The sequence below is a fragment of the Burkholderia sp. Ac-20349 genome (genome assembly GCF_017104865.1).
Taxonomy (GTDB): domain Bacteria; phylum Pseudomonadota; class Gammaproteobacteria; order Burkholderiales; family Burkholderiaceae; genus Burkholderia; species Burkholderia aenigmatica.
Genome location: NZ_JAAGPM010000019.1, coordinates 42,851 through 55,436 on the forward strand (window position 1 = coordinate 42,851; position 12,586 = coordinate 55,436).

Sequence of the window (12,586 nt, forward strand, 5' to 3'; positions counted from 1 at the left end):
ATCCCGAGGGGCAGCAAGCCATCCCTGCTGCCCGGCCCCTCCCGGCCTCGCTCTCGACCTTTTACGCGCCGGTATACACCACGCGATACGGGATACCGACCTTCTCCCACTCGGCCGCCTCCTGGCTGAGGCTGTAGTCGGTCAGCGGGTTCTGCTCGACCCACGCGCTCGGCAGGCGCACTTCATAGCCGCCCTTCTTCATCTGCGAAACGGAAATGTCCGGCAGCCCTGCATCGGTTCGGCGCCGGCACAGCAGCGCCGCGAGCCGCAGGCAGAACAGCAGCGGCCACTCGACCTCGCGCGCCTGCGACAGCTTGCCGAGCTTGCCTGCATGACCGAGCACGAGCGCGGCGAGGCGCGCCTGGTCGGTGCGCGAAAAACCCGGCATGTCCGCGTTGCTCGCGATATAGGACGAATGCTTGTGATACGCGCTGTGCGAGATCGACAGGCCGATCTCGTGCAACGCGGCCGACCAGCCGAGGAACATCCGCCCTTCCTCGCGTGCTTCGTCGTCGGCTTCCTCGAGCTCGTCGTAGAAACGCACCGCCAGCGCGCCGATCCGCTCGGCCTGCGCGCGATCGACACCGTAGCGGCGCGTAAAGCCCTCGACGGTCACCGCCCGCATGTCCTCGTGCTGCGTCCGGCCGAGCAGGTCGTACAGCACACCGAGGCGCAGCGCGCCGTCGGTCGTATCGACGTAATCGACACCGAGCTCTTCGAACACCGCGAGCATGATCGCGAGGCCGCCCGCGAGCACCGGCACGCGGTCGGGTTTCAGCGCGATCAGCTTCAGCCGGTTGACGTTCTCCGACTTGATCAGCGCACGCTTGAGGCGCTCGAGACCGCCGCGCGAAATGCCGTGCGTAATGCCCGGATCGTTGAAGCCGTTTGCCTCGACCAGCTCCGCGAGCGCGCGCGCGGTGCCGGACGAGCCGATCGCCTGATCCCACCCGGCCTTCTTGTACTCGCTCGAGATGATCTGGATCTCGCGCTTGGCCGCGAGTTCGGCCTGCCGCATCGTGTATTCGTCGACGTTGCCGGCCGGGAAGAAGGTGCGGCTGTGGCTCACGCAGCCGATATAGAGACTCTCCATCACGATCGGCGTGTAGTGCGAGCCGATGATGAATTCGGTCGAGCCGCCGCCGATGTCGACGACGAGCCGCTTGCCGGCGCTCGCCGGCACCGAGTGCGCGGCGCCCGCATAGATCAGGCGCGCTTCTTCGCGGCCCGCAATCACTTCGATCGGGAAACCGAGCGCCGCTTCGGCCTCGCCGAGAAATTCGCCCGCGTTCTTCGCGACGCGCAGCGTGTTGGTCGCCACCGCGCGCACATGGTCGGGATGGAAATCGCGCAGGCGCTCGCCGAACCGCTTGAGCGCCTCCCAGCCACGCTCCTGCGACGCCCGATCGAGCATCTTGTCGCTCGACAGGCCGGCGGCCAGCCGGACGGGCTCACGCAGCGCGTCGACGGGATAGATCTGGCTGCCCGCCGACGTTTCCTCGACGCGACCGACGATCAGCCGGAAGCTGTTCGAGCCGAGATCCACGGCAGCCAGCAAGTGGGGGGTTGTAACCATCTGAAGGGGGCTCCGTGCGCGTTCGCCCGCGGCGGCCGGTGCGACAGCCAGGGGCGATCAATCAAAGGCGACATTTTAAGCGTGGAACGCTTGCCATTGCCACGCTTCACGGGCATGCACACTGCTCGATTGCATATCGTCGAAACATTTATGAGACGAAACGGTTACAGCGTAGAATTTCCCGATATAAATACACCCTTGTCATCAGCACGTCATCGTACCGTGAGAGTTTCCGAGCGTCCTTTCGAATCATCGCCCGAATCACCCCCTACTCTGCCGATGTCCGTCCGTTATCCGCTTCTCAATCGTGAACTCGGCATCCTCGGTTTCAACGAGCGCGTGCTGGCCCAGGCAGCCGATCCTCAAGTCCCGCTGCTCGAGCGCCTCCGCTTCATCTGCATCACCAGCAGCAACCTCGACGAATTCTTCGAAGTCCGGATGGCCGGCCTGCAGGAGCAGATCCGCGACAACCCCGGCGCGCTGACGCCCGACGGCATGTCGTTACAACATGCTTACGATCTCGTCGTCGAACGCGCGCAGCGGCTCGTCCATCGACAGTACACGATGCTGCACGAAACCGTGCTGCCCGCGCTCGAACAGGAAGGCATCTACTTCCATGCGAGCGACACGTGGAACGACGAGCAGCTCGAATGGGCGCGTCGCTACTTCCTCGACGAGCTGCTGCCCGTGCTGACGCCGATCGGCCTCGATCCCGCTCACCCGTTCCCGCGCGTGCTGAACAAGAGCCTGAACTTCGTCGTCGAGCTCGAAGGCCGCGACGCATTCGGCCGCCAGGCCGTGATGGGCATCGTGCAAGCGCCGCGCGCGCTGCCGCGCGTCGTGCGCATGCCGCACGCGCTGTCGGGCTTCGAGCACGGCTTCGTGCTGCTCAGCTCGTTCATGCAGCGCTTCGTCGGCGAACTCTTCCCGCAACTCGTCGTGAAGAGCTGCAACCAGTTCCGCATCACGCGCAACAGCGAGCTGTTCGTCGACGAAGACGAAATCACGAACCTGCGCGTCGCGCTGCAGGGCGAACTGCCCGCGCGCCACCTCGGCAACGCCGTGCGCCTCGAGGTGTCGGCCGACACGCCGCCGCACATCGTGCGACGCCTGCTCGTGGAAAGCGAACTCGGCGAGAAGGACTGCTATCGCGTGGCCGGATCGGTGAACCTCGTGCGACTGATGCAGATTCCCGATCTCGTCGACCGCCCCGACCTGAAGTTCACGCCGTTCACCGCGTCGACCCCGTCTGCGATCACGAACGCGCCGACGATGTTCGACGCGATCGACAACGGCGACATCCTGCTGCACCACCCGTACGAGAGCTTCCAGCCGGTGCTCGAACTGCTGCAGCAGGCCGCGAAGGATCCGAGCGTCGTCGCGATCAAGCAGACGATCTACCGCACCGGCACCGATTCGCCGCTGATGGACGCGCTGATGGAAGCCGCGCGCAACGGCAAGGAAGTGACCGTCGTCGTCGAGTTGCTCGCGCGCTTCGACGAGGAAACCAACATCAACTGGGCGTCGCAGCTCGAAGCCGTCGGCGCGCATGTCGTGTACGGCGTGGTCGGCCACAAGTGCCACGCGAAGATGATGCTGATCGTGCGACGCGTCGTGCAGGCCGGCAAGGCGTCGCTGCGCCGCTACGTGCACCTCGGCACCGGCAACTATCACCCGCGCACGGCACGCCTCTACACCGACTTCGGGCTGATGACGGCCGACCAGAAGATCTGCGAGGACGTCCATCACGTGTTCCAGCAACTGACCGGCATCGGCGGCGAACTCACGCTGCACGAGCTGTGGCAGTCACCGTTCACGCTGCATCCGCGCATCATCGACGCGATCCGCGCGGAGATCGACAATGCACGCGCCGGCAAACGCGCGCGCGTCGTCGCAAAGATGAACGCGCTGCTGGAGCCGACGGTGATTGCCGCGCTGTACGAAGCGTCGCAGGCCGGCGTCAAGGTCGACCTGATCGTACGCGGTGTCTGCGCGCTGAAGCCCGGCGTACCGGGGCTGTCGGAAAACATCACCGTGCGCTCGATCGTCGGCCGCTTCCTCGAGCACCACCGGATCTACTATTTCCACGCGAACGGCACCGAGGACGTCTATCTGTCGAGCGCCGACTGGATGGACCGCAACCTGTTCCGCCGCGTCGAAGTCGCGTTCCCGGTTCGCGATCGCAAGCTCAAGCGGCGCGTGATCGCCGAAGGCCTGTCGGTTTGCCTCGGCGACAACCAGTCGGCGTGGCTGATGCACAGCGACGGCCACTACCGCCGGCGCCGCGCCGGCAAGACGATCCGCAACGCGCAACTCGGGTTGCTCGGGAAGTTCTGCTCCTGAACCCGCAGCGCGACGCGAGTCGCGCGCCGCATCGCCATAAAAAAACGCAGCCCGCAGGCTGCGTTTTTTTATGGTGGAGCCGACAGGCCCCCGCTCGCCGAACGAGCGACGGATACCGGATACCGTTACGCGCTCATGCCTCGTACGCGGCCGGCCGGATCGCGATGATGCGCGAGCCCGGGAACCGTGCGGTGAACGTGCTGCCGCGCCCTTCCTCGCTCTGCACGTACAGGTGCGCGTCGTGCCGCTGCAGCACGTGCTTGACGATCGCAAGCCCGAGCCCCGTGCCGCCCGTGTCGCGCGAACGGCTGCGGTCGACGCGGTAGAAACGTTCGGTGAGCCGCGGCAGATCGGCGGCCGGGATGCCGAAGCCGCTGTCCGTGACGGAAAACACGCCCTGCGCGCCTTCGCGCCGCCACGTCACGACGATCTTGCCGCCGTCCGGCGTATAGCGGATCGCGTTGGTGACGAGATTCGCGAACGCGCTGAACAGTTCCGTCTGCGCACCGGTGACACCGAGCGTCTCGTCGATCGAGAACGCGATGTCGTGATGCCCGTTCGACAGCGTCTGCGCGTCCTCCTTCAGATGGTCGAACACGGCGCGCATGTCGATCGCGCGATCGAGCGGCGGCTTGCTCTCGCCCTCCAGCTTCGCGAGCACCAGCAGGTCGGTGACGATGTGCCGCATCCGCGATGCCTGCTGCTCCATCATCTCGAGATAGCGCGCACGGTCTTCCTCGTTCAGCGGCAGCTCGCGCATCGTCTCGAGGAAACCCGACAGCACGGTGAGCGGCGTCTTCAACTCGTGCGACACGTTCGCGACGAAGTCGCGCCGCATTGCATCGGTACGCTCGAGTTCCGTGATGTCCTGCGTGAGCAGCAGCTTGCGATTCTCGCCGTACGGAAACACCTGCACGGCGAGCACGTTCTGCCGCGCGTCGCCCATGCCGTGCATCACGAGTGTCTCGTCGTAATGCTGCGCGTTCAGATAGCGGACGAAATCAGGATGGCGTACCAGGTTGGTGATGTGCTGGCGCAGGTCGCGCTTCGCGTCGAGGCCGAAATGAACCTCGGCGATCGCATTGCACCACTCGATCTGGTCGTGGTCGTCGAGCATCGCGACCCCGTTCGGCGACGCCTGGATCGCCTGGATGAAGCGCGAATGCTGCTGCTCGACCTGCCGCACCTGCGCATGCCACTGCTTCGCGAGCTTGTGCAGACGATAGTAGATCTCGCCCCAGATGCCCGGCGCGCTCGGCACTTCGCCATAGACCGGCGCGTCGAGCAGGCGCCACAGACGCTGCGTATGAAAGGTGCTGAAAAAGCCCTGCGCGACCAGCATCACGACGACGAACACGAGGCCCGCGGTCGGGCCGGCGAAAACGCCGACCAATACGCCGATCAGCACGAGCAGCACGAGCGACACCAGAAAGCGCGCCCAGATGATGTTCATGATTCAGCGCCCGAAAGAATGAACGGCATGCCGTGGCACACGGCATGCGTGGATACGTTACGCGTGCTTGGCGAGCCGGTAGCCGCTGCCGCGCACGGTCTCGATCATCGCATCGCAGCCGGCCGGTTTCAAGGCCGCGCGCAATCGTTTGATGTGCACGTCGACGGTGCGCTCCTCGACGAACACGTGGTCGCCCCACACCTGGTCGAGCAATTGCGTGCGGCTGTGCACGCGCTCCGGGTGCGTCATGAAGAAATGCAGCAGGCGGAACTCGGTCGGGCCGAGATCGAGCTTGATCTCGTTGCCTTCCCCGTGCGCGGCGACGCGATGCGTGGCCGGGTCGAGGCGCAGGCCGTTGATCGACACGACGTCCTCGGTCAGCTGCGGCGCGCGGCGGCGCAGCACGGCCTTGATCCGCGCCATCAGCTCCTTCGGCGAGAACGGCTTCGTCACGTAGTCGTCCGCGCCGATCTCGAGGCCGAGCACCTTGTCCTGCTCGTCGCCGCGTGCAGTCAGCATGATGATCGGGATGTGCTTGGTCCGTTCGTTGTTGCGCAGGTCACGCGCAAACGCGATACCGGACTTGCCCGGCAGCATCCAGTCGAGCAGCACGAGATCGGGCAGCACGTCGCTGATCAGGTTCTGCGCCTGTTCGGCGTTGTACGCCCGAATCGGGCAGTGACCGGCGTGCTGGAGATTCACCGAGATCAGTTCGGAAATCGCGGGCTCATCTTCAACGACGAGAATGTTGCTGGGCATCGGCACCTCTGTTCTTCCTATACGGAGTCGATTAACTGTTGGCTTCGCGATCGAGCGTGTCGCGCGGCTGGTGCCGCACGTCGGTGCCCTTCACGATGTAGATGATGAATTCGGCGATGTTCTTCGCGTGGTCGCCGATCCGCTCGATCGCCTTCGCGATGAACAGATACTCGAGGCCGACCGAGATCGTGCGCGGATCTTCCTGCATGTACGACACGAGCTTGCGCACGAACGCGCGGAATTCCAGGTCGATTTCCTTGTCGTCCTTGACGATCTGCGCGGCGGCCACGGTATCGAGACGTGCAAACGCGTCGAGCGCGCGGCGCAGGATCGTCACGGCCATTTCGCCCGACACCTTGATCTCGGCGATGTTGACCGTGCGTGCAGCCGGCTCGTCGACCAGGCGGCGCACGCGCTTCGCGATCTTCTCGGCCTCGTCGCCTGCGCGCTCGAGGTTCGTAATCGTTTTCGAAATCGACATCAAAAGACGCAGGTCACGCGCAGCAGGCTGCCTCCGCGCGATGATGTTGCCGCATTCCTGGTCGATGTCGACTTCCATCGCGTTCAGGACTTCTTCGTTCGCGATCACCTTCTCGGCCGCATCGCGATCGAAATCGTTCAGCGCGTGCATCGCGCCGACGATCTGCGACTCGACGAGCCCGCCCATTTCCAGCACCTTCGACGACACGGCATTCAGGTCCGCGTCGAACTGGCTCGACAGATGTTTATCCGACATGGCTGTTGTTCTCCGTCATCAGCCGAAGCGGCCGGTGATGTAGTCTTCCGTTTCCTTGCGCACCGGCTTGATGAAGATCTTTTCGGTCTCGCCGAATTCGATCAGCTCGCCCAGGTACATGTAGGCCGTGAAATCCGAGCAGCGTGCGGCCTGCTGCATGTTGTGCGTAACGATCACGACCGTATAGTCGCTCTTCAGCTCCGCGATCAGCTCCTCGATACGGCCGGTCGAGATCGGGTCGAGCGCCGAGCACGGTTCGTCGAGCAGCAGCACTTCCGGACGGATCGCGATGCCGCGCGCGATGCACAGACGCTGCTGCTGGCCGCCCGAGAGGCCGTAGCCGCTCTGGTTCAGCTTGTCCTTCACTTCGTTCCACAGCGCGGCCTTCGTGAGCGCCCACTCGACGCGGTCGTCCATTTCCGAGCGCGTGAGCTTTTCGAACATCTTCACGCCGAACGCGATGTTGTCGTAGATCGACATCGGGAACGGGGTCGGCTTCTGGAACACCATGCCGATTCGCGCGCGCAGCAGCGAGATGTCGCGCTTCGTCGTCAGCAGGTTCTCGCCGTCCATCAGGATTTCGCCTTCGGCGCGCTGCTCCGGATAGAGCGCGAACATCTTGTTGAACGTACGCAGCAGCGTCGACTTGCCGCAGCCCGACGGCCCGATGAACGCCGTCACCTTCCCTTCGGGAATGCTCAGGTTGATGTTCTTCAGCGCATGGAACTTGTTGTAGAAGAAGTTGAGGTTGTTGACCTCGATCTTCGCGTTCAGCGGCTCGAGCGGACGGCCGTGCGTCGCGTCGTGCGTGCCGGCGGGCGCAGCGGTGCGCTCGACGGGATTCAGGTGGCTTTCTGCCATATTCATCGGATTGCTCCGCCGTTACTTTTTCGAGAAGATCGAACGCGCCAGGACGTTGAGTCCGAGCACCCCGAGCGTAATCAGGAACACGCCCGCCCATGCGAGCGACTGCCATTCGGCGAACGGGCTCATCGCGAACTTGTAGATCGTGACGGGCAGGTTCGCCATCGGCTGGCTCATGTCCCACGAGAAGAACTGGTTCGACAGCGCGGTGAACAGCAGCGGCGCCGTTTCGCCGGCGATCCGCGCGATTGCGAGCAGCACGCCCGTGATGATCCCGCCGACCGACGCGCGCAGCGTGATCTTCAGCACCATGCGCCACTTCGGCGTACCGAGCGCGAAGGCCGCTTCGCGCAGCGCGTTCGGCACGAGCTTCAGCATGTTCTCGGTCGTGCGGATCACGATCGGAATCTGCAGCAGCGCGAGCGCGACCACGCCGGCCCAGCCCGAGAAGCGCCCCGACTTCGCGACGACGATCGCGTACACGAACAGGCCGATGACGATCGACGGCGCGGACAGCAGGATGTCGTTGATGAAGCGGATCGTGCTCGCCAGCAGGTTCTTCTGGCCGTATTCGGCGAGATAGACACCCGCGAGGATACCGATCGGCGTGCCGACCAGCGTGCCGAAGCCGCACAGCAGCAGGCTGCCGACGATTGCGTTCGCGAGACCGCCGCCTTCCGTGTTAGGGGCCGGCGTCGATTCGGTGAACAGCTGCAACGACAGGCCACCGATGCCGAGATGCACGGTCGTGTAGAGAATCCACACGAGCCACAGCAGGCCGAAGGCCATCGCGCCGAGCGACGCGGTCAGCGCGATTGCGTTGACGGCCTTGCGCTTGCGCTGCAGGCGGTTGCGCATCGCGTCGAGCACGGCGCCGTCCGGCCCCGGGAAATTCATGATGGGCTCGCTCATTTCTTGCCCTCTCCCTTCTCGAGACGAAGCAGCAGCAGTTTGGAGATGGTCAGCACGATGAACGTGATCACGAACAGGATCAGGCCCAGTTCCATCAGCGCGGACGTATGCAGGCCCGGCTGCGCTTCCGCGAATTCGTTCGCGAGCGCCGACGTGATGCTGTTGCCCGGCGCGAACAGCGACACGCTGTCGAGCAGGTTCGTGTTGCCGATCACGAAGGTCACGGCCATCGTCTCGCCGAGCGCGCGGCCGAGGCCGAGCATCACGCCGCCGATCACGCCGGTCTTCGTATAGGGCAGCACGACCTTCCACATCACTTCCCAGGTCGTGCAGCCGATGCCGTACGCCGATTCCTTCAGCAGCACGGGCGTGACTTCGAACACGTCACGCATCACCGACGCGATGTACGGGATGATCATGATCGCGAGGATCACGCCCGCGGCGAGGATGCCGATACCGATCGGCGGGCCGGCGGTCAGCGGGCCGAGAATCCACACGTCCTTGAACAGGCGGCCGATCGGCTTCTGGAAATATTCCGCGAAGATCGGCGCGAATACGAGCAGGCCCCACATACCGTAGACGATCGACGGAATCGCGGCGAGCAGCTCGATCGCGATGCCGAGCGGGCGGCGCAGCCACACGGGCGACAGCTCGGTGAGGAACAGTGCGATGCCGAAGCTGACCGGCACCGCGATGACGAGCGCGATGATCGACGTCACGATCGTGCCGTAGATCGGCACGAGCGCGCCGTAGATGTCCGAGTTGGGATCCCACTCGGATTGCCACAGGAAGCCGAGGCCGAACTTCTGGATGGTCGGCATCGACGCAATGATCAGGGAAACGATGATCCCGCCGAGCAGCAGCAGGGTCACGATGGCGGCCAGCCGTGCAAGACCGCCGAATACGACATCCCCGAGGCGGCTCGGCGCGCGTTGCTGGCCAACGTCGGCGGACCGTGAGGACGTATAGGAAATATCAGACATGGGTGCCTGCTTTTGATTGCCGGACGCCGTAACGCCCGGCTTTACCGCACACACTGCCCGACCGGCACGGCCGGGCAGCGAACCGCTGCAATGCTTACTCGGCGGCGACCGACTTGCCCGAAGCGTCCGTCACCTTGGCCTTCCACTGCTTGCGGATTTCCGTCTCGACCGCCGGCGGCAGCGAGATGTAGTCGAGGCTGTCAGCAGCCTTCTCGCCGTTCTTGAACGCCCAGCTGAAGAACTTCAGCGTTTCCGCGCCCTGCTCCGGCTTGTCCTGCTTTGCGTGCAGCAGCACGAACGTCGCGCCGACGACCGGCCATGCTTCCTTGCCCGGCTGGTTCGTCAGGATCTGGTAGAACGACTTCGACCAGTTCGCGCCTGCAGCAGCGGCCTTGAACGTTTCCGTCTTCGGCTCGACCACTGCGCCCGTCGAGTTCTTCAGGGCCGTGTAAACCATGTTGTTCTTCTTCGCGTACGCCCATTCGACGTAGCCGACTGCGCCCGGCAGACGTTGCACGAAAGCTGCGACGCCGTCGTTGCCCTTGCCGCCCGTACCCGTCGGCCAGTTGACCGTCGTGCCTTCGCCGACCTTCGACTTCCACTCGTCATTGACCTTCGACAGGTAGTTCGTCCAGATGAAGCTGGTGCCCGAACCGTCAGCGCGGCGAACCACGGCGATGTCCGTGTCCGGCAGCTTGACCTTCGGGTTCAGTGCGGCGATCGCCGGGTCGTTCCACTTCTTGATCTTGCCGAGGTAGATGTCGCCGAGCACCGGGCCCGACAGCGTCAGTTCACCGGCCTTCACGCCCGGCACGTTGACGACCGGCACCACGCCGCCGACCACCGTCGGGAACTGGAACAGGCCTTCCTTCGCGAGCTCGTCATCCTTCAGCGGAGCGTCCGAACCGGCAAAATCGACCGTCTTCGCGACGATCTGCTTCAGGCCGCCCGACGAACCGATACCTTGGTAGTTGACCTTCGCGCCGCCGGTCTGCTGGTAGTCAGCAGCCCATTTCGTATAGATCGGCATCGCGAACGTGCTGCCTGCGCCCGTGATGTCGGCAGCGTGAGCGGCGACGGCGAAAAGCGCGCCAGCCAGGCCGGCAATCGCGGTTTGCATCAATTTCATGAGACCTCCAGTGTGTGAGCGGATGACTACGGCACCGCGAAGGTTAGGGGCTCCTCATGACGGTAATGTGACAATCGATGAAACTGGCGTGACAGTAACATGACTGGTTGAAAGGGAGTAGCAGGTGCGGCGCGCGTGGCGCCCGGACGGCGCCGGAGCGGCGCTGGTGGCAAGAATTGCCGGCCTGGAAGGGACGGGATGACGACCCGTTTCGCATGGGTGCGAGCGGATGGTAGCGCAGCATCGGCGGGACGGAAAGCCTCCGCCCGTGGCTCGCCCGATACCAGGGGTCCGACGATTTTTCGACCGCGGCGTGCCGTGGTCGAGCCGCCCTTCTTATAGGTATCGCAAACCTTTGCGTCTGACGAAATCGCGGCGCCCCGAAGGCGCCGCATACTGGTTCGCGGTTTGCCGGCGCGCGGGCGCTTGACCGCCCTCGCGCCGGGCCGGTGCGTCAGGTTGTCGCAGCGCGCACCGCGTCGGCAATCGCCTCCGCATGACGAACCGCATCGGCCGCCTGCTGCGCTTCGACCATCACGCGCAACACGGGCTCCGTGCCCGATGCACGGATCAGCACGCGGCCGCTGCCGGCCAGCGCAGCTTCCGCTGCATCGATCGCGGCGCGAATCGACGTGCTGCCCTTCCAGTCAGCGCCCGGCTTCATCCGCACGTTGATCAGCTTCTGCGGGAACAGCGTGACGCCGTCGAGCATCTGCGCGAGCGTCTCGCCGCTACGCTTGAGCGCGGCCAGCACGAGCAGCGCCGACACGATGCCGTCGCCGGTCGAGTGCCGGTCGAGCGACAGGATGTGGCCCGAACCTTCCGCGCCGAGCTGCCAGCCATGCTCGCGCAACTGTTCGAGCACGTAGCGATCGCCGACCGCCGCACGGACGAACTTCACGCCCTCGCGCTGCAGCGCGACTTCGACGGCGAGGTTCGTCATCAGCGTGCCGACCGCGCCTTCGACCTTGCCGTCGGTCGCGATCCGGTCCTTCACCAGCACGTAGAGCAGTTCGTCGCCGTTGTACAGGCGACCGGTCGCGTCGACGACCTGCAGGCGATCCGCATCGCCGTCGAGCGCAATGCCGAGATCGGCGTGGTTCGCGCGCACCGCACGCACCAGCGCGTCCGGCGCGGTCGCACCGACACCGTCGTTGATGTTGAAACCGTTCGGCGCGACGCCGATCGGGATCACGTCCGCGCCGAGTTCGTGGAACACGTGCGGCGCGATCTGGTACGCGGCACCGTGCGCGCAGTCGATCACGAGCTTCAGCCCGCGCAGGTTGAACGCAGCCGGGAACGTGCTCTTGCAGAACTCGATGTAGCGGCCGGCCGCATCGTCAAGGCGGCGCGCCTTGCCCAGACCGTCGGACGACGCGCATTCGAGCGGCTTGTCGAGCCACGCTTCGATCGCGGCTTCGGTGTCGTCCGGCAGCTTGTTGCCGTCGGCGGAGAAAAACTTGATCCCGTTATCGTGATACGGATTGTGCGATGCGCTGATCACGACGCCCGCCGACAAGCGCAGCGCGCGCGTCAGGTACGCGACGCCCGGCGTCGGCATCGGGCCGGCCAGCATCACGTCGACGCCGGCCGCCGAGAACCCGGCCTCGAGCGCGGCTTCGAGCATGTAGCCCGACACGCGCGTGTCCTTGCCGATCAGCACGGTCGGGCGCGAGCCTGCCGCGACCTCGGCCGAGCTGGCCAGTACCTTGCCGGCCGCGTAGCCGAGACGCAACACGAAATCCGGTGTGATGGGTGCGTCGCCCACCGTGCCGCGAATGCCGTCCGTGCCGAAATATCGACGTCCCATGGGGTCCTTCCTCCTTCGTTT

10 protein-coding genes are annotated in these 12,586 nt (G+C 64.9%); 1 reads left to right on the forward strand and 9 read right to left on the reverse strand.

Annotated elements, in window-relative coordinates; all coding sequences use genetic code 11:
• Window positions 1-61: 61 nt before the first annotated feature.
• Complete coding sequence (gene ppx, locus G3N61_RS09855) at window positions 62-1,576, reverse strand: exopolyphosphatase (protein WP_043182302.1); 1,515 nt, start codon at window positions 1,574-1,576, stop codon at window positions 62-64.
• A 279-nt stretch (window positions 1,577-1,855) separates the two neighbouring features.
• Here ppx and ppk1 point away from each other — a divergent pair, with 279 nt between their 5' ends.
• Complete coding sequence (ppk1, locus tag G3N61_RS09860; protein WP_205822300.1) at window positions 1,856-3,919, forward strand: polyphosphate kinase 1; 2,064 nt, start codon at window positions 1,856-1,858, stop codon at window positions 3,917-3,919.
• A gap of 133 nt (window positions 3,920-4,052) precedes the next feature.
• Here ppk1 and phoR read toward each other — a convergent pair whose 3' ends face one another.
• The 8 genes from phoR to glmM form a co-directional block, all read right to left on the reverse strand.
• Window positions 4,053-5,372 (reverse strand): phosphate regulon sensor histidine kinase PhoR, encoded by a 1,320-nt coding sequence (phoR, locus tag G3N61_RS09865; protein ID WP_043182298.1) that lies wholly within the window; start codon window positions 5,370-5,372, stop codon window positions 4,053-4,055.
• A gap of 57 nt (window positions 5,373-5,429) precedes the next feature.
• Complete coding sequence (phoB, locus tag G3N61_RS09870; protein WP_043182296.1) at window positions 5,430-6,131, reverse strand: phosphate regulon transcriptional regulator PhoB; 702 nt, start codon at window positions 6,129-6,131, stop codon at window positions 5,430-5,432.
• A 31-nt stretch (window positions 6,132-6,162) separates the two neighbouring features.
• Complete coding sequence (gene phoU, locus G3N61_RS09875) at window positions 6,163-6,867, reverse strand: phosphate signaling complex protein PhoU (protein ID WP_205822301.1); 705 nt, start codon at window positions 6,865-6,867, stop codon at window positions 6,163-6,165.
• An 18-nt stretch (window positions 6,868-6,885) separates the two neighbouring features.
• A complete protein-coding gene (gene pstB / locus G3N61_RS09880) occupies window positions 6,886-7,734 on the reverse strand; it encodes a phosphate ABC transporter ATP-binding protein PstB (protein WP_089450248.1) in 849 nt (282 codons plus the stop codon).
• 15 nt (window positions 7,735-7,749) lie between these two features.
• Window positions 7,750-8,643 carry a phosphate ABC transporter permease PstA gene (gene pstA, locus G3N61_RS09885; RefSeq protein ID WP_043182290.1) on the reverse strand — a complete coding sequence of 298 codons (894 nt, stop codon included), beginning with the start codon at window positions 8,641-8,643 and terminating at the stop codon, window positions 7,750-7,752.
• Entirely contained in the window at window positions 8,640-9,626 is a 987-nt protein-coding gene (pstC, locus tag G3N61_RS09890; protein ID WP_205822302.1) for a phosphate ABC transporter permease PstC, read from the reverse strand. The genes pstA and pstC overlap by 4 nt, the downstream gene beginning before the upstream one ends.
• Before the next feature lie 94 nt (window positions 9,627-9,720).
• Window positions 9,721-10,755 carry a phosphate ABC transporter substrate-binding protein PstS gene (pstS, locus tag G3N61_RS09895; protein WP_043182286.1) on the reverse strand — a complete coding sequence of 345 codons (1,035 nt, stop codon included), beginning with the start codon at window positions 10,753-10,755 and terminating at the stop codon, window positions 9,721-9,723.
• Window positions 10,756-11,209: 454 nt separating this feature from the next.
• The gene (gene glmM, locus G3N61_RS09900) at window positions 11,210-12,565 is read right to left on the reverse strand and encodes a phosphoglucosamine mutase (RefSeq protein WP_043182285.1); all 1,356 of its coding nucleotides are present in this window, start codon (window positions 12,563-12,565) and stop codon (window positions 11,210-11,212) included.
• Window positions 12,566-12,586 lie beyond the last annotated feature (21 nt).